This is a genomic window from Lysobacter sp. TAB13 (genome assembly GCF_052113885.1).
GTDB classification, from domain to species: Bacteria; Pseudomonadota; Gammaproteobacteria; order Xanthomonadales; family Xanthomonadaceae; genus Lysobacter; species Lysobacter gummosus.
This window is the reverse complement of sequence record NZ_JBFRDR010000018.1, coordinates 84,277-105,573: the sequence shown is the minus strand read 5'-3', so window position 1 is coordinate 105,573 and position 21,297 is coordinate 84,277. Positions and strand designations below refer to the sequence as shown.

General features: G+C 68.7%; 23 protein-coding genes. 11 read left to right on the top strand and 12 right to left on the bottom strand.

The window, feature by feature from the left end; translation table 11 throughout:
- Positions 1-221: 221 nt before the first annotated feature.
- The gene (sufT, locus tag AB4Y92_RS19335; protein ID WP_441821132.1) at positions 222-773 is read right to left on the bottom strand and encodes a putative Fe-S cluster assembly protein SufT; all 552 of its coding nucleotides are present in this window, start codon (positions 771-773) and stop codon (positions 222-224) included.
- A 101-nt stretch (positions 774-874) separates the two neighbouring features.
- On the opposite strand from sufT, the gene AB4Y92_RS19330 reads away from it, so the two are divergent.
- Positions 875-1,315, top strand: coding sequence for a hypothetical protein (locus AB4Y92_RS19330; RefSeq protein WP_441821131.1), 441 nt, complete (start codon positions 875-877; stop codon positions 1,313-1,315).
- Between the two features lie 14 nt (positions 1,316-1,329).
- Here AB4Y92_RS19330 and pdxR read toward each other — a convergent pair whose 3' ends face one another.
- The gene (gene pdxR / locus AB4Y92_RS19325) at positions 1,330-2,784 is read right to left on the bottom strand and encodes a MocR-like pyridoxine biosynthesis transcription factor PdxR (protein ID WP_441821130.1); all 1,455 of its coding nucleotides are present in this window, start codon (positions 2,782-2,784) and stop codon (positions 1,330-1,332) included.
- 276 nt (positions 2,785-3,060) lie between these two features.
- On the opposite strand from pdxR, the gene AB4Y92_RS19320 reads away from it, so the two are divergent.
- The 4 genes from AB4Y92_RS19320 to AB4Y92_RS19305 all read left to right on the top strand — a co-directional run bounded on the left by AB4Y92_RS19320 (position 3,061) and on the right by AB4Y92_RS19305 (position 6,039).
- Positions 3,061-3,933, top strand: a complete 873-nt coding sequence (locus AB4Y92_RS19320; protein ID WP_441821129.1) for a helix-turn-helix domain-containing protein — start codon at positions 3,061-3,063, stop codon at positions 3,931-3,933.
- Positions 3,934-4,186: 253 nt separating this feature from the next.
- Entirely contained in the window at positions 4,187-4,687 is a 501-nt protein-coding gene (locus AB4Y92_RS19315; protein WP_441821128.1) for a hypothetical protein, read from the top strand.
- A complete protein-coding gene (locus AB4Y92_RS19310) occupies positions 4,677-5,294 on the top strand; it encodes a cytochrome P460 family protein (RefSeq protein ID WP_441821127.1) in 618 nt (205 codons plus the stop codon). Before AB4Y92_RS19315 ends, AB4Y92_RS19310 begins: the two co-directional genes overlap by 11 nt.
- A gap of 271 nt (positions 5,295-5,565) precedes the next feature.
- Positions 5,566-6,039, top strand: coding sequence for a DUF1456 family protein (locus tag AB4Y92_RS19305; protein ID WP_441821126.1), 474 nt, complete (start codon positions 5,566-5,568; stop codon positions 6,037-6,039).
- A gap of 48 nt (positions 6,040-6,087) precedes the next feature.
- On the opposite strand, the gene AB4Y92_RS19300 is transcribed toward AB4Y92_RS19305, so the two are convergent.
- On the bottom strand, positions 6,088-7,521 hold the full coding sequence (locus AB4Y92_RS19300; protein WP_441821142.1) for an NAD(P)(+) transhydrogenase (Re/Si-specific) subunit beta: 1,434 nt from the start codon (positions 7,519-7,521) through the stop codon (positions 6,088-6,090).
- Positions 7,522-7,652: 131 nt separating this feature from the next.
- Entirely contained in the window at positions 7,653-7,958 is a 306-nt protein-coding gene (locus AB4Y92_RS19295) for an NAD(P) transhydrogenase subunit alpha (protein WP_441821125.1), read from the bottom strand.
- Between the two features lie 449 nt (positions 7,959-8,407).
- Between AB4Y92_RS19295 and AB4Y92_RS19290 the strand changes: the two genes are divergently transcribed.
- From AB4Y92_RS19290 to AB4Y92_RS19280, 3 genes are read left to right on the top strand one after another with little or no spacing between them, the layout of a single operon-like run.
- Positions 8,408-8,971 (top strand): RNA polymerase sigma factor, encoded by a 564-nt coding sequence (locus tag AB4Y92_RS19290; RefSeq protein WP_441821141.1) that lies wholly within the window; start codon positions 8,408-8,410, stop codon positions 8,969-8,971.
- Positions 8,968-9,408, top strand: a complete 441-nt coding sequence (locus AB4Y92_RS19285) for a hypothetical protein (RefSeq protein WP_441821124.1) — start codon at positions 8,968-8,970, stop codon at positions 9,406-9,408. The genes AB4Y92_RS19290 and AB4Y92_RS19285 overlap by 4 nt, the downstream gene beginning before the upstream one ends.
- 6 nt (positions 9,409-9,414) lie before the next feature.
- Positions 9,415-9,939 carry a DUF3106 domain-containing protein gene (locus AB4Y92_RS19280; protein ID WP_441821123.1) on the top strand — a complete coding sequence of 175 codons (525 nt, stop codon included), beginning with the start codon at positions 9,415-9,417 and terminating at the stop codon, positions 9,937-9,939.
- A 569-nt stretch (positions 9,940-10,508) separates the two neighbouring features.
- Here AB4Y92_RS19280 and AB4Y92_RS19275 read toward each other — a convergent pair.
- From AB4Y92_RS19275 to AB4Y92_RS19260, 4 genes are all read right to left on the bottom strand, one after another.
- A complete protein-coding gene (locus AB4Y92_RS19275; protein WP_441821122.1) occupies positions 10,509-10,775 on the bottom strand; it encodes a hypothetical protein in 267 nt (88 codons plus the stop codon).
- A 106-nt stretch (positions 10,776-10,881) separates the two neighbouring features.
- Positions 10,882-11,553: a hypothetical protein gene (locus AB4Y92_RS19270; RefSeq protein WP_441821121.1), complete on the bottom strand. Its 672-nt coding sequence runs from the start codon at positions 11,551-11,553 to the stop codon at positions 10,882-10,884.
- Between the two features lie 6 nt (positions 11,554-11,559).
- The gene (locus AB4Y92_RS19265) at positions 11,560-12,663 is read right to left on the bottom strand and encodes an NAD(P) transhydrogenase subunit alpha (RefSeq protein WP_441821120.1); all 1,104 of its coding nucleotides are present in this window, start codon (positions 12,661-12,663) and stop codon (positions 11,560-11,562) included.
- A 339-nt stretch (positions 12,664-13,002) separates the two neighbouring features.
- Entirely contained in the window at positions 13,003-15,309 is a 2,307-nt protein-coding gene (locus AB4Y92_RS19260) for a DUF1631 family protein (RefSeq protein WP_441821119.1), read from the bottom strand.
- Between the two features lie 129 nt (positions 15,310-15,438).
- Between AB4Y92_RS19260 and AB4Y92_RS19255 the strand changes: the two genes are divergently transcribed.
- The 3 genes from AB4Y92_RS19255 to AB4Y92_RS19245 all read left to right on the top strand — a co-directional run bounded on the left by AB4Y92_RS19255 (position 15,439) and on the right by AB4Y92_RS19245 (position 17,728).
- Entirely contained in the window at positions 15,439-16,017 is a 579-nt protein-coding gene (locus tag AB4Y92_RS19255; protein WP_441821140.1) for a nitroreductase family protein, read from the top strand.
- Positions 16,018-16,041: 24 nt separating this feature from the next.
- A complete protein-coding gene (locus AB4Y92_RS19250; RefSeq protein ID WP_057943935.1) occupies positions 16,042-16,971 on the top strand; it encodes a 5'-3' exonuclease in 930 nt (309 codons plus the stop codon).
- 190 nt (positions 16,972-17,161) lie between these two features.
- The gene (locus AB4Y92_RS19245) at positions 17,162-17,728 is read left to right on the top strand and encodes an NUDIX hydrolase (protein ID WP_441821118.1); all 567 of its coding nucleotides are present in this window, start codon (positions 17,162-17,164) and stop codon (positions 17,726-17,728) included.
- A gap of 36 nt (positions 17,729-17,764) precedes the next feature.
- Here AB4Y92_RS19245 and AB4Y92_RS19240 read toward each other — a convergent pair whose 3' ends face one another.
- The 4 genes from AB4Y92_RS19240 to AB4Y92_RS19225 form a co-directional block, all read right to left on the bottom strand.
- A complete protein-coding gene (locus AB4Y92_RS19240; RefSeq protein ID WP_441821117.1) occupies positions 17,765-18,379 on the bottom strand; it encodes a hypothetical protein in 615 nt (204 codons plus the stop codon).
- Positions 18,380-18,491: 112 nt separating this feature from the next.
- On the bottom strand, positions 18,492-19,433 hold the full coding sequence (gene pip / locus AB4Y92_RS19235) for a prolyl aminopeptidase (protein ID WP_441821116.1): 942 nt from the start codon (positions 19,431-19,433) through the stop codon (positions 18,492-18,494).
- A gap of 160 nt (positions 19,434-19,593) precedes the next feature.
- Positions 19,594-20,469: a peptide chain release factor N(5)-glutamine methyltransferase gene (gene prmC / locus AB4Y92_RS19230; protein WP_441821115.1), complete on the bottom strand. Its 876-nt coding sequence runs from the start codon at positions 20,467-20,469 to the stop codon at positions 19,594-19,596.
- 211 nt (positions 20,470-20,680) lie between these two features.
- Positions 20,681-20,965 carry a hypothetical protein gene (locus AB4Y92_RS19225; RefSeq protein ID WP_441821114.1) on the bottom strand — a complete coding sequence of 95 codons (285 nt, stop codon included), beginning with the start codon at positions 20,963-20,965 and terminating at the stop codon, positions 20,681-20,683.
- Positions 20,966-21,297: the final 332 nt, after the last annotated feature.

Here is a 21,297-nt window from a genome sequence, read left to right as displayed (position 1 = left end):
GGCGCTGAAGTCCCTGGATTCCCGCCTTCGCGGGAATGACGGATTGGGAAGATTGCGCTGAATTCTCGGGATGTTCGGCTCCGCCGAAGTAAAGCGGAGCTCGCGTTCGCGGGAATGACGTTCTGGGGGACGACGCTGAAGTTCTGGACGCCCGGCTCCACCGAAGTGAAGAGCAGCCCACATTCGCAGGAATAACGAGCCCAGAGACCTCGAACAGCCCCTCAGAGCATCCCGGTTTCGAGCCGCGCCGCCTCGGACATCATGTTGCGGTTCCACGGCGGATCGAACACCAGCTCGACGTCGGCTTCGGCCACGGTCGGAATCATCTCGAGCTTGCTGCGCACGTCATCGACCAGGATGTCGCCCATGCCGCAGGCCGGCGCGGTCAGGGTCATGCGCACCTCGACCAGGCGCTGGCCGTCGTCGCGATGCTTGACCACGGCCTCGTAGACCAGGCCCAGCTCGACCACGTTGATCGGGATTTCCGGATCGAAGCAGGTGCGCAGTTGCTTCCACACCAGTTGCTCGACCGCCTCGTCGTCGGCGCCGGCGGGCAGTTCCAGCGGCTCGGGCGGTTCTTTGCCGATCGCGTCGGCGTCCAGGCCGGAGATGCGGAACAGATTGCCTTCGACGAACACGGTGTAGCTGCCGCCCAGCGCCTGGGTGATATAGCCCACGCTGCCCGCGGGCAGGTTGACCTGCTCGCCTTGCGGCACGAGGACGGCGGCGCAATCGCGCTCGAAACGGACGGGTTCGCTGCTGCGGGAATACATGGCGGAAAGATGGGGATGCCGTGCCGCAGCACAAGTCGCGACATTCTACCGGTCGCGGCCGGCTATGCTGTAGGGCTTGCCCCGTCCACAGTGTTCCGCCCATGACCGTCGCCCCGCCCGAACGCTCCGCCGCCACGCCCGCCCGCGGCCGTTTGAGCCTGTTTTCTTGGCTGATGCTGGCGCTGGGCACGTTCGGCTTCGCCGCGTTCTGGGTGCTGCTGTCGCTGGCCTTCGACCGCCAGTACCACTGGATGGCGGTCATCGGCGCCCTCGACATCGCCTGGATGCTGCGCCTGGCCGGCTGGCGCCCGGGCCCCAGGCGGGCGCTGGCGGCCTTGGTCGCGACCGCACTGATCATCGTGACCGCCAACTGGGGCATCGCCGCGGGCCAGATCGGCGTGCTGATGGGGCTGGACCCGGTGGCCTCGGCGGCCAAGCTGGGGCCGAATTTCTTCTGGAACCTGTTCCAGCTGGCCAACAGCGGCCTGGAACTGGTGTGGCTGGCGATCGCGCTGGTGGTGGCGGCGCTGGCTTCGCGCTGAAGCCGCGGCTGGCCTCAGACCGCCGCGTCCTCGAACGCCATCTCCTGCAGGCAGCTGGCGAACAACTTCGCCGCCTCCTCGATCTCGGCCACCGACAAGGCGCCGTAGCCGAACAGCAGCCCGGCCCGCTCCAGCGGGTGGACGTAGTACGGCGCGATCGAATACAGCCCCAGGCCGCGGCCTTGCGCATAGGCGATGAAGGCCTCGCCCTCGGCCGCGCTGCGTCCGCACAGCCACACCACCAGGTGCATACCGGCATGCGAGTCGTCGATCTGCACGCCGTCGCCGGCCAGGCGCCGTAGCGCGCCCAGCAGCGCGTCGCGGCGCTGCTTCAAGGTCTTGGCGGTGCGGCGCAGATGGCGTTCGAAGCCGCCGTCGGCGAGGAAATGCGCCAGCGCGGCCTGCTCGATGCCGGGCGAGCCGAAATCGTCCACCCACTTGGCGCTGACGAAATCGTCGCGCAATCCCGGCGGCGCCACGATGTAACCCAGCCGCAGCGACGGAAACAGCACTTTCGAGAAAGTGCCGGTGTAGATCACCCTGCGGCTGTCGTCGAGCCCGCACAGCGCCGCGTGCGGCTGCGCGTCGTAGCGGAATTCGCCGTCGTAGTCGTCTTCGAAGATCCAGCAATCGTGGCGGTTGGCGTAGTCCAGCAGCGCGCGCCGGCGCGGCAGCGACATCAGCGCGCCGGTCGGGAACTGGTGCGAGGGCGTCACGCAGATCAGCCGCGGCGGCCGCTCGGGCAGCAGATCGGTGCGCAGGCCGTCGCCGTCCACCGCCACCGGCACCAGCTTGGCGCCGTGGATCTGCAGCGCTTCGCGCACGGCGAAGTACTGCGGCTCTTCGATCACCACCTCGTCGCCTTCGTCGAGCACCACCCGCGCGGTCAGGCTGATCGCCTGCTGGGTGCCGGCGACGATGATCACGTCCTCCGGCGCGGCCTGCACGCCGCGGCGCAGCGACAGGTACTCGCACACCGCCGCGCGCAGCACCGGCAGGCCCTGCGCGGTCGGGTAGTTGGGCGGCGTGTAGGCGGCCGCGTGCGACAGCGCGCGCGCCCAGGCCGAGGTCAGCAGCGGATTGGTGAAGGGCACGCCGTACTGGAAGCTGTGCAAGGTGCCCGGCGCGCGCCGCCCGGGGATGTTGGCGTGGTCGTGATAGCGCCGCAGCCGCCGCGAGTAGGCGCTTTGCGCGGCGATCCGCTGCGGCGGCTCGGTGCGCATCTGCACCGGCGAGCCCGGCAGGGCGACGAAACTGCCCGAGCCCACCCGCGCCTGCATGAAGCCTTCCGCGCGCAACTGCTCGTAGGCCGCCAGCACGGTATTGCGCGACAGGCCCAGTTGCTGCGCCAGCAGCCGGGTCGGCGGAAACCGCACTCCGGCCGGCAAGCGGCCCCCCAGCACGGCGTCTTTGAGCGAGCGGACCAATTGGCCGTGCAAGGGCCCCCGGCCGTCCAACGGCAGATACATGGCGTGGCTCCGGATTGGCCCCCTCGGGCCCGGTGTCGCGCCGAGTGTGCCAAGCCAATCGCCGAGTTGCGAGACGGCGCCTGCGAGTCGGTCGTTCCCGGCACATCGACGGCGCGGGACCGGCGCAATGCCGGATTGAGACGCCGATCCACGCCGAATCCGATTGGCTCCTTCGAGGCCAGGGTAATTGGCCCTCCTGATGACAGCTCCGGATGGCTAGCTTAGGGGCCAACCGATGTGGTTCCCCCCCAGCCGCTACCCCCCGACGAGGGCCGCATGAGCCTGCATCACCACCGGATTCATTTCGCCGAACACCTGGATCTTTCCGCCGCCCGCCCGGGCCTGCACCTGATCCGCGCCTCCGGCCGCGCGGTCCAGTTGGACCTGCCGGCCGGCTGGATGTCGCTGTGGCTGCCGCTGCGCGGACCGCTGCGGCTGGAATCGAGCGACAGCACCTGGGAGCTGGCGCCCGGCCACCTGCAGATCTGGCGCGACGGCCGCCTGCGCACCAGCGCGCGCCTGCCGTGCTGGTGGCTGTGCCTGAGCGGCCCGGAGCAGGCCTGGCGCCCGCATGTGCTCAACGGCCCGGACGAACAGAACAACGACCTGTTCCCGTGGGAAGGCGCGGCGCCGCGCGACGTGCAGCGGCTGATGGTGCGCCTGGCGCGGCTGGTCTCGCAGCCGGCCGAGCTGGCCGCCAACGGCGCCGCGCTGGTGCGCACGCTGTGTTCGCTGCTGCTGGAACAGCAACGCGAACTGCAGGCGCGGCTGCCGCGCTGCAGCGGCCGCACCCAGCGCCGGCGCCAGCAGACCTTGCTGCGGCTGCTGCGGGTGCAACACCTGATCCGCCGTCACCCGGAAATCCGCCTCGACCTCAACCGCCTGGCGCGCAGCGCCAACTACTCGCCCTGCCATCTGATCCGCATCTATCGCGAAGTGTTCGACGAAACCCCGACCGAATTCGCCGCGCGCCTGCGCTCGGACCGCGCCTGGCGCATGGTCCGCGAGACCCGCATGCCGGTGTGCGAGATCACCGAAGCGCTGGGATTCGAGAGCCAGAGCGCGTTCTGCCGCGCGTTCAAGAACTCGTTCGGACTGACCGCGACCCAGGCGCGGCGGATGGAACGGCCGGAGGTGCGCGCGGCCTGAGTCGCGCGTTCCCGGTCGCCCCGCCGGATAGCCGTTACATCCGTGCGGCATTGGTCGGGGTGACCAATGGGAGAGGCCCGCGCCGCCGCGATGCGGCGAAATCGCGGGCATTCGCCTTCCGCACCGATACCGCCCGCTCCCGGCCTGCGGCAGCAAGGCTTCATCGCAGTCGCAGCGTCCCGCGCCGTTCCGTCTTCGCACCGCTCCCGCAGCACCGACGCATCCGTCCCTTCTCTCATTCACGAGACCCGTCATGAACTACGCCGCACGCTCCACCCGCTCGTTGCCGTTGTGGACCGCGATCGGCGGTCTGATCGCCGGCACGCTCGACATCTGTTACGCGATCACCTACTGGGGCGTGACCGTGCACGTGCCGGCGCAACGCATCCTGCACAGCGTCGCCTCCGGCCTGGTCGGCCGCGAAGCGGCGCTGGCCGGCGGCGCCTCGACCGCGGCGCTGGGCTTGTTCCTGCACTACTTCATCGCCCTGGTGATGGCGGCGGTGTACGCCTTCGCCGCGACCCGGCTGAAGTGGATGCGCCAGCACCCGTGGCTGGCCTCGACCTTGTACGGGCTGTGGCTGTTCGTGGCGATGAACTTCATCGTCGTGCCGCTCTCGCGCGCCGGCGGCAAGGGCTTGCCGGACGATGTGGTGTGGATCGTGCTGAGCATCGCCGTGCACGTGGCCTTCGTCGCCTGGCCGATCGCCTGGGCGGTCAATCGCGCGATGAAGGGGGCTTCGAATGCGCGCTGACCGACGCCATCGCGCCTCGAACGGGCAAGCCTCGCGCGGCTACGGCTTCGATCTCGGCGACGCGGTGCTGGTCGCCGCGGTCGCCCTGGCCGTCGCGGTCGGCTGCATTGCCCAGGCCGCCGCCGCGCCGCCGGCGGCGCACAGCGCCGACGCCGGCAGGGACGCGCCCGCTATCGCCTACCCCACCGGCTACGCGATGTGGACCCACATCAAGAGCGGCCTGATCACCTCCGCCCACGCCGCCTTCCCGCGCTTCGGCGGCCTGCATCACGTCTACGGCAACGCCGCCGCGCTGCAGGGATTCCGCAGCGGCGACTACCCCGACGGCGCGGTGCTGGTCTACGACCTGTTCGAAACCCGCGACCACGGCGACGGCATCATCGACCAGGGCCCGCGCCGGCATATCGACGTGATGGTCAAGGACAGCCGCCGTTTCGCCGCCACCGCCGGCTGGGGCTACGCCGAATTCGCCGCCGGCCAGCGCAGCGACCGGCTGAAAACCGCCGAACGCGACGGTTGCGCCGCCTGCCATGCGAGCCGCCGCCAGCATGGCGATGTCTTCAGCGAATGGGCCAATCAGGACGAAACGGCCGCGACCGGCTCCTGAGATTCCCGCGTTTCGCCCGGACTGCGCGCAGTCCGGGCGCCCGTTCGGGCCGCGGCCCGAGCGCCTGCCCGACCCGGCCCGTCGAGGCCGACCCGCCCGGACCTCGCCTGAAATGCGAGAATCCGCGTTCACCGACCGCCCCGACTCACGCCCGACGCCTCCGCCGGGCGCCGCATCGACGACGGCACCGCAGAACGAATCGGCCCCGCGCATCGCGCACGGGGCCCGCAGGCATCACCGGCGCCACGGGCCCGGCTCGGCAGGACAGACCATGATCAACAACGATGTATTGCGCAGCATCCGCTACATGCTCGATCTGAGCGACAACAAAGTCGTGGAGATCGTCCATCTGGCCGATGCCGGCTTCCCGCTCGAAAAAGCCGGCGTGCAGGCCTTCCTCAAGAAAGACGAAGACGAAGGCTACGCGCCCTGCGACGACGCGGTGCTGGCGCGTTTTCTCGACGGACTGGTGTTCCACTACCGCGGCCGCGACGAAAGCCTGCCGCCGCGCCCGCTGGAAAAGCGCGTCAGCAACAACCTGGTGCTGAAGAAACTGCGCGTGGCCTTCGAGCTGAAGGACGTGGACATGCATCAGGCCTTCGCCGACGCCGGTTTCCCGGTGTCCAAGCCGGAGTTGAGCGCGCTGTTCCGCCAGCCCGACCACAAGAATTTCCGCCTGTGCGGCGATCAGATGCTGCGCAATTTCCTCAAGGGTCTGACGCTGCGCATTCGCGGCGGCAACTGACGGCCGCCGCGGGCGCGAACTCCGCGCCCGCCGGACCGCGACGGCGGCTCAATGCCCGCCGTCGAGCCCCTTCAATTCCGACACCAGCGCGCTGGCCATCTCGGCGCCGTCGCCGTAGAGCATGCGGGTGTTGTCGGCGTAGAACAGCGCGTTCTCGATGCCGGCGAAACCGGTGCCCTTGCCGCGCTTGATCACGATGGTGTTCTTCGAATTGACCACGTCCAGGATCGGCATGCCGTAGATCGGCGAGGACGGATCGGTCTTGGCCACCGGGTTGACCACGTCGTTGGCGCCGATCACCAGCGACACGTCGGTGTTGGCGAATTCGGGATTGATGTCGTCCATGTCGGCGATCAGGTCGTAAGGCACGCCGGCCTCGGCCAGCAGCACGTTCATGTGCCCGGGCATGCGGCCGGCGACCGGATGGATCGCGAACTTCACCTTGACCCCGCGATCCATCAGCTTCTGCGCCAGCTCCCAGATCTTGTGCTGCGCCTGCGCCACCGCCAGGCCGTAGCCGGGCACGATCACCACGCGTTCGGCGAAGGCCATCATCGCCGCCACGTCGCCGGCTTCGATGGGCTTTTGCGTGCCGCTGATTTCCTGCGCCTGCCCGCCGCCGCCGAAGTTGGAGAACAGCACGCCGCTGATCGGCCGGTTCATCGCCTTGGCCATCAAGCGCGTGAGCAGCATGCCGGCCGCGCCGACCATGGTGCCGGCGATGATCAAGGCTTCGTTGCCGAGCACATAGCCTTCGAACGCCACCGCCAGACCGGTGAAGGCGTTGTACAGCGAGATCACCACCGGCATGTCGGCGCCGCCGATCGGCAGGGTCATCAACACGCCCAGCGCGAGCGCGGCGACGAAGAAGGCGATGATCACCGGCACGTTGAGGGTCATGAACGCCGCGATGCCGAGCACCAGCACCGCCAGCGCCACGATCGCGTTGAAGATCTGCTGGCCCGGGAACACCACGCGCCGGTCCAGGCGGCCGTCGAGCTTGGCCCAGGCGATCACCGAACCCGACAGCGAAATCGCGCCGATCGCCGCGCCGATCACCGCCAGCACCAGGCCCACGGTCGGGGTCTGCATCGCGATCACGCCGCGTTCGATCTGCGCCTGCAGCGGATCGGCCGGCATCTGCCCGGACAGGCGCAGCAGTTCGACCGCGCCGATCGCCGCCGCCGAGCCGCCGCCCATGCCGTTGTACAGCGCGACCATCTGCGGCATGTCGGTGATGGCGACTTTCTTGCCCGAGACCCACGCCAGGATCGTGCCGATGCCGACGGCGAGCACGATCAGCGCCAGATTGTGCAGGCCCGGCAGGAAGAAGGTCGCCACCGTGGCGATGACCATGCCCGCGCCGGCCCAGCGGATGCCGCTGCGCGCGGTGACCGGCGAGGCCATGCGTTGCAGACCCAGCAGAAACAAAGTCGCCGCGACCAGATAGCTGCACTTGACCAGAATCGATAAGACATCCATCAGCGCGCGCGCTCCATAGAACGACAGCTGCCCGAGCGGCAGCAGATAACCGAAGAAAGCAGGAGCGGCGAGCAGCCCCAGACCGGCGAGAACGGCCGCGGCGGCCGCGGCGTATCGAATGAGGCGACCATTCAACCGCCTGCCTTGCCGGCCGGCTTCTTGCTGGACTTGAACATCTCCAGCATGCGTTCGGTCACCACGTAGCCGCCGGCGGCGTTGCCCGCGCCGAGCAGCACGGCGATGAAGCCGATGGCTTTCTCCAAGGTGGTGTCGGCGTGGCCGAGCACCATGATCGCGCCGATCAGCACGATCCCGTGGATGAAGTTGGAACCCGACATCAGCGGTGTGTGCAGGATTACCGGCACCCGCGAGATGATCACATGGCCGGCGATACCCGCCAGCATGAAGATGTACAGCGCCACGAACCCGTCGCTCATCCGATCTTTCCCCATGCGGTGTCATCCGCATCATAACCGTCCGTGAATACGGCGCCACCGCTGTCAACCGATCCGGGGCGGGGACGTTTCCGGTTTGTGTAAGCGCCGCACATTCCGGTGCAGGTAAATGCCGATGCCGAACGCGACGAACCGTCATAAGCGCCCCGCCCGCCCGGCCGGCCGCCGTTGAGGGGCCCCAGGTGCTGCTACCGCCAGGCGCCCGTATGCTGGAGGCCGTGAGCGTCGAAAACGACCCGCTGCCGCCGAGCGACCCGCTCGATCACCGCTACGACCAGCGGCGGAACGGGCGCGTGCGCGAAGGCGGGCCGGCCGAACCGGGCACCGCCGGGCCGCCGTCGCAGGGCGCCCCATCCCAGAGCAGGCCGCGCGATCGCGCGCCGCCGGACGGATCGGCCCCGGACTCGGCCTGGAACGACGACGCTGCGGCGCTGGAAGCCTCCAGCGGATTCGAGCCCGAAGCGGCCGCGCCGACTGCGCGCCTGCCGGCGACGATCGAGGAATTCCTCGCCGGCCTGGGCACGCGCGCGTTCCGCTTCGCCGAACTGGGCCTACGCCATCGCGAAGACGCGCTGGACGCGGTGCAGGACGCGATGATGAAGATGCTCGGCTACCGCGAGCGCCCCGCCTCGGAGTGGACGCCGCTGTTCTGGAGCATCCTGCGCAGCCGGATCGTCGATATCCAGCGCCGCCGCACTTTTCGTCTGCGTTGGCTGATGCCGGCCCCGCGCGACGACGACGATGCGCCGATGGACTGGGCCGACGACGGCCCCGACCCGCAGCGCACCCACGACGGCCGCGAGGCCTACGGCAAACTCGCCGACGCGCTGGGCAAACTGCCGCGCCGGCAACGCGAGGCGTTTTCCTTGCGGATTTTGGAAGAACTCGACGTCGCCACGACTGCGCGGGCGATGGGTTGCAGCGAAGGCGCGGTGAAAACCCATCTGTCGCGCGCGCGCGAAGCCCTGCAGCGGCAATTGGAGGAATGGCGATGAACACCCACCAACACTCTCAGCACCGCGCAAGCCCGCCTGCGGATGCGGACGCGCGCTTCGACGCCGCCATGCGCGAGTTGCACGCGCACGCCGTCGAACGCGTCAGCCCGCAGATCCGCGCCCGCCTGCGCACGATCCGCAGCGAGGCCGCCGCCCAGCCGCATCGGCGCGGCGGCCTCCTCGGCTGGACCCTGGCCAGCTCCGGCGTGGCCGCGGTCGCGCTCGCACTGGGCCTGCAGTTCGCCGGCAGCGGCCCGCCGCCCGGCAGCGCGCCGGCGGCGACCGGCCCGGCCGTCGTCGTCGCGTCCAGCGCCGCCGCTCCGGCCGACACCGGCTACGACCCGGACACCGCGGTCGCCGCGCTCGACGAAAATCCCGATCTTTACCTGTGGCTGGCGTCCAACACCGACGCCCTGCCCCGGACTCACACGGAGTAAACCGCCATGCGCCGCTTCGCCACGCTACGCCGCGCCGGATTGGCACTCGCCCTGGGCGCGTTCGCGCTGCCCGCCGTTCTCGCCCCGGCCTGGGCGGCGCCGCCGCCGCCGGGCCCGGCCGCCAAGACCGCGGTCAATCTGCCGTCCTGGGACCAGCTCAGCCAGGCCCAGCGCGAGCAACTGATCGCACCGATGCGCGACCGCTGGAACAGCTCGCCCGAAGAACGTCCGCGCATGCTCGAACACGCACGCCGCTGGCAGCAGATGACGCCGGAAGAACGCCAGGACGCGCGCCGCGGGATGAAGCGCTGGGAGCATCTGAATCCGGAAGAGCGCGGCCAGATGCGCGCGCTGTTCGGCCACATGCGCGGCCTGGACGACAACGCCCGCCGCGCGCTGATGGAGAAGTGGCGCACGATGACGCCGGAACAACGCCGCGCCTGGGTGCAGGCCAATCCGCCGCCGCCGAAGCCGGATCGATCGGATCGGCCGGACCGGCCGGATCGCGGGCCGATGCCGCCTCGGGATTGATGGACTTCAGCGTTATCGTTCCAGGTCGTCATTTGCACGGACGCGGGCTCCGCTTTACTTCGGCGGAGCCGAACATCCAAAGACTTCAGCGTCATCCCTCCAGGACGTCATTCCCGCGAACGCGGGAATCCAGAGACTTCAGCGTCATCCTCCCAGACCGTCATTCCCGCGAACGCGGGCTCCGCTTCACTTCGGCGTAGCCGAACATCCAGTGACTTCAAGCGTTCTCGCACGAAGAGCCCTGGATTCCCGCGTTCGCGGGAATGACGAGCAAAGGCGAATGCGGGAAACCTACGCCCAACGCAGCAGAACACCGGAACACGGAACGCAGAGCGCATAACGAAGAACGCAGAGCGCAGAACGCAGAACAAAGCCAGCGCCGTCGCCAACCGCAGCGCCAAGCCGCTCCAAGTTCCACCGTCATCCCCGCGAAGGCGGGGATCCAGGGCTTCATCGGGGCAGGACCATGAAGCCTGCGGATCTCCGCTTTCGCCGGGACTTCAAGCACGCGCGGACTCATCGCACGACACAGCGCACCGACCCGCGCTACTTCAGCGCACGACTCCGCCCTACTTCAACTCATCCTCGACCCGCGGCGCATCCGGCCATTGCCGGTCCAGCGACTCGCGATAGCGCACGCAGCCGCGCAGAAACGCCGGCCATTGCGGCACCGCGATCTGCGGCTCAATGCGCTCGGGCAACAGATTCCAAAGCTGCGGGTGATGCCAGCACAACTCGTGCCCGCTGCTGTCGCGATGCGCGCGAATGCCGGCGCGCAGGCGCCGCACTTGCTCGCGCAACTCTTCCGCGCTCATCGATTGCAGGTCTTCGTCCATCGCCGCCTCGCCGTCGCTGACCTGGACGCGAGCCTGCGGCCTGTTGCGTTAATTCCATGCGTGCCGCGCATGAGCGCCGCGTAAGCCGCACCGATGCGGCGGCGCTTCAGCCCTTGCCGTCGAGGCGATGCCGGGCCCAGGGAAATTCGCGCGCATGCAGGGCGAAATACGGGCTCGGCAGATTCACCCCGACCCCGGCCAGACCATCGTGCAAAGCGTGGCGGATGGCTTCGTCGCCGGGCTCGGGCGGCTTGGTCAGGAACAGCGCCTCATGCGGGCGATAGCACAGACTGTATTCGTACTCGACCGCGCCGCCCCAGAAGAACGCCGAGTGGTACAGCACCGGCAGCGACAGCTGCGCCGACAATTCGCCCAGATAACGGCGCAGCGACGGCGGCGGCAGCGAATCGACGTCGTCGGCCACGTTATCGGCCGACGGCGGCTCGCCGGTGGTGCATTCGAGCAGGTAAGCCGCCAGGCGCCGGCCGATCCGGTCCGGCTCCGGGCCTTGATTCTCGCGCGGCTGCAGGCGCGACCAGTCCAGCGACGGCACGCCGTACCAGGAATCGTCTTCATCGTCGCTGCGCGTGTCGCGCACCGGACGGATCGCGATCAGGCCGCCCTCGGGCAGCTCATGGCGATGCTCGTCGGCGAACCAGGCGTGCCCGTCCAGATCGCGCACCCAGTACGCATACGGCGCCAGCAGCGGATCGCCGGACACCCGCGCGAGCGCTTGCGCGGTGGCCGGCAGCAGGATTTCGTCGGCGAACCAGGTCATGCGCGCTCAGGCCGTCGCGGCGCGCTCCGGCCAGATCGTCTTGGCCAGCAGTTCGTCGCCCCAGTCGAAGTTCACCGCGCCGTCGTTGACGAACAGACTGACGAAGTTGAGCACGTTGCGCGCATACATCTCGCTGGCGTGGACCGCGCCGCTGCTGGCCAGATTCAACGGGCCGGCGACGGTCACGCCGTTCACGTCGATGGTCTGGCCGGGTTGGGTGAGTTCGCAATTGCCGCCGGTCTCGGCGGCCAGATCGACCAGCACGCTGCCCGGCTTCATCCCGGCGATCATCGCCGCGCTGACGATCTTCGGCGCCGGACGTCCCGGCACCGCGGCGGTGCACACGATCACGTCGATGTTCTTCAGATGCTCGCCGAGGCGGCGCTGTTGTTCGGCGCGTTCCTCATCGGTGAGCTGGCGCGCGTAGCCGCCCTCGCCCGCGGCGCTGACGCCCAGGTCGAGGAACTTGCCGCCCAGCGATTCGATCTGCTCGCGCGTTTCCGGGCGCACGTCGAAGCCTTCCACCGCCGCGCCCAGACGCTTGGCGGTGGCGATGGCCTGCAATCCGGCTACGCCGGCGCCGACGATCAGCACCTTGGACGGACGAATAGTGCCGGCCGCGGTGGTCAGCATCGGGAAGAAGCGCGGCGCCAGTTGCGCGGCGATCAGCACCGCCTTGTAGCCGGCCATGCCGGCCTGCGAGCTGAGCACGTCCATCGCCTGCGCGCGGGTGGTGCGCGGCAGGCGTTCGAGCGGGAAGGCGTTGAGCTTGCGCGCGACGATGGCCTCGCCGCGCGCGGCGTCGGCCTGCGGCTGCAGCAGCCCGACCAGCGCCGCGCCTTCGCGCAGTTGCGCCAGCCGCGCCGGGTCCGGCGCTTGCACGCACAGCACCACATCGGCCTCGCCGGTGGCGGCAGCGGCGTCGTTGGCGAGTTCGGCGCCGGCCTGGACGTAGGCGTCGTCGGTGAAACTCGCCGCGCGGCCGGCGCCGCGCTCGATGCGCACGCGCGCACCGCGGGCGACCAGTTTCTTGCAGGTCTCCGGCGTCAGCGCTACGCGCTTTTCGCCGGATGCGGTTTCGCTCGCAACGCCAATGGTGATGCCCGACATGCTCCGCTCCGTGCCTCGTTCGATGCATCCTAGCGGAATGATCGGTGCGCGTGCGATCTCGGATCGATGACGAAGCACCGGGGGATGTCGCGGAAACGGATTGGGGTCACAGCGCGGCGGGGGCGGGCCGGTTCCAGGGCGCCGCCTGTAAGACCCGAAGTCTTTATGTTGCGGGAGGGGCGCTTTTGTGGGAGGGGCTTCAGCCCCGATGCTGTTCGGTCAGGTCACTGCAAGATCAGGACAGCTGATCGGAAAGCATCGGGGCTGAAGCCCCTCCTACAAAAGACTTCGGGGCTTTCGCCCCGATTCGTGTTCATGCCTGTGCGCGAATCCGAAAGCTCAGATCACCCGATCCAGATGCCGCCGCACCTGCCGCATCGCCTCATCGAAGGCGGTGCGCTCAGCGCCGACCAGCAGCCGGCCGGACGCGGCCAGGATCGCCAATTCTTCGGCCGAGGCCACCAGGGCGCGCACGCCGCGCCGGTTCACCAGCAGGAAACGCGAGGTCAGCGGACTGACCCAGGCGACCTTCACCGCGATGGTCTCGCCCTGGATGTTGGTCAGACGCAACCAATCGCCCGGTTCGAGCTGACGCATGCGTTCGGCCAGCAGCGGATCGTGCGCGACCTGGGCGGCGCCGCTGGCCAGATACAGGCGGCGTTCCTCGGCCACGTCTTCTTCGATGTCCGACGCGCTCGGCAACGGATGCTCGCTGCGTTCCTTGTCCGGCGTGGACAAGGCGCGCACCAGGCCCGCCATGCCGTGCTGGGCGGCGCTGTCGTCCAGCCCGGAACTGGCCAGGCACTGGACGATGATCGGCTGCAAGGCGAGCAACTGATCGGCCAGTTCGCGGCCGCGGTTCTCCGCCGCCAGCTTGTCGGCCATCACCAGCGCGTCGCCCAGCGCCATCGCCTGGGCGCGGCGCTTGGGGTCGTCGTTTTCGCGCAGCATCACCTGGACCAGATGATGGCGCCACGGCGTGGCGATGAAGTCCGCCACCGCCTGGGTCAGGCGCGATTCGCCGATGCGTTCGCGCACGGCCTGATCGGCCTGACTGCGCGCCGCGCCCAGGCGCTCGCGGCCGTAGGTGGCCTTGGCCGCGCGCTGTTCCTGCAATTCGATCCGGCGCCGGTGCTGCGCCAGCATGGCGTCGAGCTCGGCATGGGCCAGCTCGAACACGGCGAGGTCTTCGTTGTAGTCCGAGACGATGCGCTGGGAAATCTCCGAAGCGCGCTCGAGCAGATCGCGATCCTGCGGAGTTTCGCCGTCGTTGCCTTCGCAGGCCTCGGTGATCGCGTCCAGCAAGCGCCGCGCCGGATGTTCGCGTTTGACGAACACCGCGTTGTCGGTCAGCGCGATCTTCACGTACGGCATCACCAGCCGCGCATACACGCGCCGGGCGCGGTCCTGCAGGGCGTGATTGCGGAACAGCGAGTCGAACAGCAACGCGACCAGATCGATGGCGTCGTCTTCTTCCGCGCTGAAACAGGTCTGGTCCGGATTGAAGCCCAGGCGCCGGGCGCCGTCGTAGAGCTGATCGCGGATGGTTTCGCCCAGGCGGCCGGACACGGCCAGCGCGCGCGCATACGCGTCCGGCGGCTCGGGCTGCAGCAGCGAAGCCATGCCGAGCACTTCCTCCACCCGCAGCTCGCGCCGCGGCGCCATCGAGCGCTGCGGCTGTTGATGCGTCGGCGGCAGGCCGCCGGCCTTGATCAGGCCTTCGCGCCAGGCGTGCAGTTGCGAGCGCAGTTCGGCCAGTTCGCTGGCCATCGCGGCGACATCGGCCTGCGAGGCCTGTTGCTGCGCGCCGTAACCTGCGCCTGCATGAGCGGCGTGCGGATCGCCGCCGTAGCCGGCGCCGGGTGCGCCGTTGTAGTCGTGGGGCACGGACGCGGCAGCCTCGCGATGCGGAACGGTGTCGAACACGTCGTCGAGCGTATTGCGATCGCGGCGTTCCTCGGCCGCGCGCACCGGCGCATTGGGCGCCGCGCCGCCGGCCATGCCGACGCCGTAGCCGGCCGTGGCCAGCAGATTGTTGATGCGCGCGTACAGGTCGCCGAGCACGCGCGACAGTTCGAATTCGTATTGGCGGAACAACCGCAGACGCAGGCTTTCGTTGACCTGGGCATCGCTGTACAGCGCGGTGAACGCGCGCACCAGACGATACGGTCCGGACGGGTTGGCGCCGGCGGGCGCGCCGATGGCCTGCGACAGCATCTTCAGGCGGCCGTCGAGCATTTCCAGCGGACGCAGATAGCGCTGCTCCAGCGCTTCGGTCAGGCGCTCGCCGTCCAGATCGAACGCCAGTTGCTGTTCGCCGACCAGTTGCAGCGGCGAACCGCCCAGGCCGCCGACCGCCGCGCCGGGCGAGCGGAACGCCTCGAAGCCCAGACCGACGTGCTGGCGAAACGCCATGACATGGCTGGCCTGTTGCTGGCGCAGCACCCACAATGCGGCCTGATCTTCGAAATGGTGATTGCGACCGTCGCCCTTGAGCGAATCGGCCTTGAGGGCTTCCTCGATCGGCCCGTACAAGGTGCCAGGCAGCCCCCCGAGTTGCTCGAGCGTCTGTCGTTTGATTTCTTCGAGCACGCGCGACGGGTCGGTGCGCGTGGTCTGAACGACGCCGTGCAAGTGACCGGACACGTACGGAGTTCCCCCTGGTGAATGCGGCATGTCCATTTGCGACTGCCGACGTCAGGATAGTGCCTAGATGCGACCGTTTATGTGTCGCCGTTCATTTTTGTGACAAGAGTTCAACTTACTTAAATGGCCATCCCCCACCCCGACTTGCTGACCGCCCTCGACAGCCGTCGTTCGATCCCCGCCAAGCAGCTCTCGGCGCCCGGACCGGACGAATCCACCCTCAACCGTATGTTGACCTCCGCCGTGCGCGTGCCCGATCACGGCAAGCGCGTGGCGTTCCGTTTCCTGACCATCCAGGGCGACGCGCGCCACAGCCTGGGCGAACGCCTGGCCGCGCGCGGCATCGAGAAATTCCCCGACGCCGGCGCGGCGGCGGTGGAAAAAGACCGCGGCCGTTTCTCGCATGCGCCCTTGATCGTCGCCGTGATCGCCCAGCTCGGCCCGGACGAGAAAATCCCCGAGTTCGAGCGCACCCTCACCGCCGGCTGCGTCTGCTTCGCCTTGCTGCAGGCCGCGCAGGCCTTCGGTTTCGGCGCGGTCTGGCTGACCGGCTGGCCGGCTTACGACGAACAGGTCGCAAGCTGGCTGGGGCTGCAGGCGGATGAGCATGTCGCCGGATTCATCCATATCGGCACGCCCAAGCTGGTCGCGCCCGAGCGCGAGCGCCCGGATGTGGCGGCGCTGCTCAGCGCTTGGTCGCCGGTTTAAGCGGCGCCGTGTTTGAATGAGCGCATGAACGACGCACCGCGCACGCCGCTGTATCTGGTCGATGCCAGCCTGTACGTATTCCGGGCCTGGCATTCGATTCCCGACGACTTCCAGGACGCCGAAGGCTGGCCGAGCAATGCCGTGCACGGCTTCGCCCGCTTCTTGCTGGAGCTGATCGAACGCGAGAAGCCGCGCCACATCGCCATCGCCTTCGACGAAGCGCTGGACTCGTGCTTCCGCAACGAGTTGTATCCGGCCTACAAGGCCAACCGCGAACCCGCGCCGGACGCGCTCAAGCGCCAGTTCGGCCATTGCAAGGCGCTGTGCAGCGCGCTGGGCCTGTCGGTGCTGGCCGATGTGCAGTACGAGGCCGACGATCTGATCGGCAGCGCGATCGTGGCCATGCGCGGCCACGGCTATCGCGGCGTGATCGTCTCGGCAGACAAGGACCTGTCGCAGTTGCTGGTCGATAGCGACGAGCAATGGGACTTCGCCCGCGGCGTGCGCTGGACCGCCGACGGCGTGCCCGCGCGGCAGGGCGTGCTGGCGCGGCAGGTCGCGGACTATCTGGCCCTGACCGGCGATGCGGTCGACAACATTCCCGGCGTGCCCGGCATCGGCGCCAAGACCGCCGCCGCCCTGCTCGGCCACTTCGACACTCTGGACGCGTTGCTGGCGCGGGTGGAAGAAGTACCGTTCCTGCGCCTGCGCGGCGCGGCCAGCGCCGCGGCGCGGCTGCGCGAACATCGCGCCCAGGCGCTGCTGTGCCGGCAGCTGACCACGATCGCGGTGGACGCGCCGCTGGGCGACAGCAGCGGCCACTTCGTGCGCGGCCCGGCCGATGCGGCGAACCTGCAGGCATTGTGCGACCGCCTGCGCTTCGGCCCGATGACCCGGCGCCGACTGTTCGACGCGGTCGGGCTCGACTTCGCCGCGTCACAGGTTCCGTCGTAGCATCGGGGCCTGCGGCCCGGGCCTCGATCGCATTGCCGCCCGCGCCGGCCGGACGCGATAGGCTTGCACGGCGAGCGCAGCGACCATCGCTCCGGCCAGACCGGCCCGCCGCGTGCGGACCGGCCGACATCGAACTCACCATCAAGCGCAGCGGGCTCCGCGCCCGCGACGCGACCCCGCGAGGAACGCAATGACGTCAGCAGATCACGCAGCACAGGACGAACCGGTCGAAACCATCTACACCGGCCAATGGCTGCGCATGATGCGCCGGGGTCACTGGGAATACGCCGAGCGCACCCACGGCAAGGGCATGGCGGTGATCATCGTCGCCGTCACCCCCGACGACAATATCCTGTTCGTCGAGCAATACCGCGTGCCGCTGGCCGCGCGCACCATCGAAATGCCGGCCGGCCTGGTCGGCGATGACCACGCCCACGACACCCTGGAATCGGCGGCCCAGCGCGAACTGGTCGAAGAAACCGGCTGGAACCCGGCCCGCGTCGAAGTGTTGCTGACCGGCCCGACCTCGGCCGGCATGAGCAGTGAACGCATCGCCTTCGTGCGCGCCAGCGAGCTGAGCAAAGTCGGCGGCGGCGGCGGCGTCGCCGGGGAGGACATCATCGTCCACGAAGTCCCGCGCGCGCAGGCGCCGGTGTGGCTGATGCGGAAGCAGGCGGAGGGTTTCGAGCTGGATTTGAAGCTTTGGGCGGGGCTTTGGATGATCGAGCGCAATCCCGATGGGTCGGCGGCGATTTAAACCGCCCACACCAGCGAGCCGACGCGGTGGCGCGGCTCAGCGTTTATCCGTCGGCGCCGGCAATCGCGTCAAACGATAGGACAAGGCGCCGAGCACATCGCCGTCGTGATACGAGCCATGGCAACGCAAGCAATCCGGCTGCGCACGCAGACCACCAAGCGCGCGCCGGTCGTCGCCGTCTGCCGCGCCGGTCACTTCCAACCCGCGCTTCGCGATCAACTGCGCCAATGCCGTGCGCTCGAAATCGTCGAGCGCACGCGTCCGGCTGTGGTTGTGGTGCACGTCGAGATCGAGTCCGACACCGGCGACCAGCACGCCGGACCGCGTATCCGTGTCGGAAGATTTGAGGCCGACGTAGGCGACCGGCTGTCCATGCCGGGCCACCCCGATCAGATCTATTGCGGTAATGCGATAGCGGACGCCGTCGACGCTGAGCGTCTTGCGCCAATCGCGCAACGGCTTGGCCGGAAGCCGGTTGGGGCCAAAGCCGGAGGCTTCGATGAAACCGCGCTCGTATTGGCGGTGCATCGCCTCGGCCGACGGCCAATGCCCTGTCGCCTCATCGCGCGGCGCCTCGACCGCGGCGGCGATCCAGACCGAACCGGCCAGCACAGCCAGCAATACGACGCTCGCGATTCCCCGACGCCCCATGACAATCTCCCTTTGCCTTCGCCGGCTGCCTGCAAGGCGGCCGCCACGCCGGGACTATAAGACGCGGCGGCCACGACGCAGCGCGCCGCCGGCCGCCGCATTGCCGGCGGGTTCAGGCGAAACGGTCGGTCGCCTTGACCAGCGCGTCCACGTTCTCGTCCTCGAACGCCGAATGCCCCGAGGCCGGAGTGATGGTCAGTTCCGCCTTCGGCCACGCCTGCTTGAGTTCCCACGCGTTCTGCACCGGGCAGACCACGTCGTAGCGGCCGTGCACGATCACCCCGGGGATGTCCGCGATCTTGTGCGCGTCGCGCAGCAACTGGTCTTCGACTTCGAAGAAGCCGCCGTTGACGAAGTAGTGGTTCTCGATGCGGGCGAAGGCCAGGGCGAACTGGGGATCTTCGTGACCGCTGACGAAATCCTGGTCAACGTGCAGGAAGCTGGTCGCGCCTTCCCACACGCTCCACGCGCGCGCCGCGTCCAGACGGGTCTTTTCGTCTTCGCTGGTGAGGCGGCGATGGAAGGCGCTGATCAGATCGTGGCGCTCGACCGGCGGAATCGCCTTGAGGTAGTGCTCCCACGCATCCGGGAACAGGCGCGAGGCGCCTTCCTGATAGAACCATTCCAGTTCCCAGCGACGCAGCATGAAGATGCCGCGCAGAACCAGTTCGGTGACGCGCTGCGGATGGGTTTGCGCGTAGGCCAGCGCCAGGGTCGAGCCCCAGGAGCCGCCGAACACCTGCCAGCGTTCGATGCCCAGCTTGACGCGCAGCTTTTCGATATCGGCCACCAGTTCCCAAGTGCCGTTGCCGACCAGATCCGCGTGCGGCGTGGAGCGGCCGCTGCCGCGCTGATCGAACAGCACGATGCGGTACTTGGCCGGATCGTGGAACCGCCGCATCTTCGGGCTGCAGCCCGCGCCGGGACCGCCGTGCAGCAGCACCACCGGCTTGCCGTCGGGATTGCCGCACTGCTCGTAGTACAAGGTGTGGCGGTCATCGACCTTGATCGTGCCGGTGTCGAAGGGTTCGATATCGGGATAGAGCGTGCGCATCGGAAGCCTCTTGTGCGGGATACCGCGCAGTCTAATCAAGGCCGGCGCGGCTTGCTGTGCACGCGGCCGGGCGAACCCTTTGATGCGGCGAGGTAGGGCTTGGCGCGGCGAAGGTCCGACTTTGCGCAATCGGCGCAATGGTCCCGCAGCTGCGTCGCCGCTAAGGCGCGGCCGCGGGCATGCGCGCCAGGGTGACCCGGTCCCGGTCTTCCCAATCGCGCTCGGTCGCTGCATCGACCAGCCCGGCGGCGAGCAACAGCGCGCGCACCGCCGCGCCCTGCTCCCAACCGTGTTCGATCAGCAGCCATCCGCCCGGACGTAGGTGCGCGGGCGCGCCGCCGGCGATGGCGCGGATCGCATCGAGCCCGTCGGCGCCCGAGGCCAGCGCGCTCAGCGGTTCGTAACGCAGATCGCCCTGGCGCAGATGTTCGTCGCGCTCTTCGATATACGGCGGGTTGCTCGCGATCAGATCGAAACGCTGGCCCGCCAGCGGCTCCCACCAATCGCCTTGGCGGAATTCGACATTGGCCAGGCCCAGCGTGCGCGCATTGCCGTGCGCGACTTCCAGCGCCGCGGCGCTGACATCCACCGCGATCACCATCGCCCGCGGCCGCTCCGACGCCAATGCCAGGGCGATCGCGCCGCTGCCGGTGCCCAGGTCGGCCACGCTCAGCACGCGCTCTTGCGGCAGCCGTTCCAGCGCCAGTTCGACCAGACGTTCGGTTTCCGGGCGCGGGATCAAGGTCGCCGGCGTCACCTGCAGGTCGAAACGCCAGAAGCCGCGGTGGCCGATCAGATACGCGACCGGCTCGCCTTCGATGCGGCGTTCGAGCAGATCGCGGAAAGCTCGCGCCAGCTGCGCATCCAGGCGGTAATCGTCGTGCGCGAACAACCAGCTGCGCGAACGGCCCAGCACGTGGGCGAGCAATATTTCGGCTTCGGCCGGATCGATGCGGCTGCGCGCCTCGCGCAGGACCGCCGCCACCGGCAGCGGGGAAACCGCGGCATCGCGCGGGGAGTCTGGGTCGGAAATCATCGCGACATGCTACCGGAGCCCGGCCGGCAGCGGCCTCGCAAGCTGCCTGCCCGGGATTCGCGGCCTCTCACGCCGGCCGCAATCGCGTCCACGTCGCGAGCCCGCATCCAATGTGCGTGGAACCACCATTTCGCGCTGCATCTTCATCGCTAATGTGTGCTGCATCGCAATATCGAATGTGCTTACAGATAGCCGCGCGCGATTACGCAGATCAGTAAACCGACAGGACACGCAAGCCGCATTCACCCCGGCGGCGATCACAGATTTGCGACAAAAACCGACGTTGCGTCACCGAATTCGCCGAATCGGTGGCGATGAAATAAGCCGTGCACAGGCTCGGTTGCGGCGCGCAAAACCGCGTGCTAACCACGGCTTGGGTACATCGCGGTTTACGCCGTCGCTCGCGCCGGCCGCCGCCGCGATGCGCTCCGTCTTCGCTCGCCGCGTTCATCGCGACGGTCGCCGGCGCTGTTTCACACATGATGAGTTCACTCAACCAAGGAATGCTTTCATGAAGAAGATTTCGATCCTCAAAGTGCAGAAGCTGAAGACCACCTCCGTCGCCGCGTATCCGATCTGGGTCTGCCTGCCGTTCCCCTGGCCGCGCTTCTGACCTGAGCCGGGCGCCCGGCCACGGCGGTTTCCGCCGTAGCGGGCGCACTGTCTTGAACTCCGCCAGGGATGGGCGGACATCCCCTCCTTCCTGGCGCATCGCGTCGGCCGCCGTTTCGCGGCTGCATGCGCGGTGCGCGCCCCTGGACAGCTCTCGACAGCCACGAGGTGTGGTTGCGGGCCGGCGTTCGTTCGCCGGCCCGCTTACGCCCATCG

Excerpts from the sequence above, each read along its gene's own strand:
- pip (WP_441821116.1), bottom strand. The coding sequence starts at position 19,433 with ATGCGCACGCTCTATCCCGATATCGAACCCTTCGACACCGGCACGATC.
- AB4Y92_RS19285 (WP_441821124.1), top strand. The coding sequence starts at position 8,968 with ATGAACACCCACCAACACTCTCAGCACCGCGCAAGCCCGCCTGCGGAT.
- AB4Y92_RS19315 (WP_441821128.1), top strand. The coding sequence starts at position 4,187 with ATGAACTACGCCGCACGCTCCACCCGCTCGTTGCCGTTGTGGACCGCG.
- AB4Y92_RS19245 (WP_441821118.1), top strand. The coding sequence starts at position 17,162 with ATGACGTCAGCAGATCACGCAGCACAGGACGAACCGGTCGAAACCATC.
- AB4Y92_RS19295 (WP_441821125.1), bottom strand. The coding sequence starts at position 7,958 with ATGAGCGACGGGTTCGTGGCGCTGTACATCTTCATGCTGGCGGGTATC.
- pdxR (WP_441821130.1), bottom strand. The coding sequence starts at position 2,784 with ATGTATCTGCCGTTGGACGGCCGGGGGCCCTTGCACGGCCAATTGGTC.
- AB4Y92_RS19300 (WP_441821142.1), bottom strand. The coding sequence starts at position 7,521 with ATGGATGTCTTATCGATTCTGGTCAAGTGCAGCTATCTGGTCGCGGCG.
- AB4Y92_RS19265 (WP_441821120.1), bottom strand. The coding sequence starts at position 12,663 with ATGTCGGGCATCACCATTGGCGTTGCGAGCGAAACCGCATCCGGCGAA.
- AB4Y92_RS19310 (WP_441821127.1), top strand. The coding sequence starts at position 4,677 with ATGCGCGCTGACCGACGCCATCGCGCCTCGAACGGGCAAGCCTCGCGC.
- AB4Y92_RS19250 (WP_057943935.1), top strand. The coding sequence starts at position 16,042 with ATGAACGACGCACCGCGCACGCCGCTGTATCTGGTCGATGCCAGCCTG.
- sufT (WP_441821132.1), bottom strand. The coding sequence starts at position 773 with ATGTATTCCCGCAGCAGCGAACCCGTCCGTTTCGAGCGCGATTGCGCC.
- prmC (WP_441821115.1), bottom strand. The coding sequence starts at position 20,469 with ATGATTTCCGACCCAGACTCCCCGCGCGATGCCGCGGTTTCCCCGCTG.
- AB4Y92_RS19240 (WP_441821117.1), bottom strand. The coding sequence starts at position 18,379 with ATGGGGCGTCGGGGAATCGCGAGCGTCGTATTGCTGGCTGTGCTGGCC.
- AB4Y92_RS19320 (WP_441821129.1), top strand. The coding sequence starts at position 3,061 with ATGAGCCTGCATCACCACCGGATTCATTTCGCCGAACACCTGGATCTT.
- AB4Y92_RS19280 (WP_441821123.1), top strand. The coding sequence starts at position 9,415 with ATGCGCCGCTTCGCCACGCTACGCCGCGCCGGATTGGCACTCGCCCTG.
- AB4Y92_RS19330 (WP_441821131.1), top strand. The coding sequence starts at position 875 with ATGACCGTCGCCCCGCCCGAACGCTCCGCCGCCACGCCCGCCCGCGGC.
- AB4Y92_RS19270 (WP_441821121.1), bottom strand. The coding sequence starts at position 11,553 with ATGACCTGGTTCGCCGACGAAATCCTGCTGCCGGCCACCGCGCAAGCG.
- AB4Y92_RS19305 (WP_441821126.1), top strand. The coding sequence starts at position 5,566 with ATGATCAACAACGATGTATTGCGCAGCATCCGCTACATGCTCGATCTG.
- AB4Y92_RS19275 (WP_441821122.1), bottom strand. The coding sequence starts at position 10,775 with ATGGACGAAGACCTGCAATCGATGAGCGCGGAAGAGTTGCGCGAGCAA.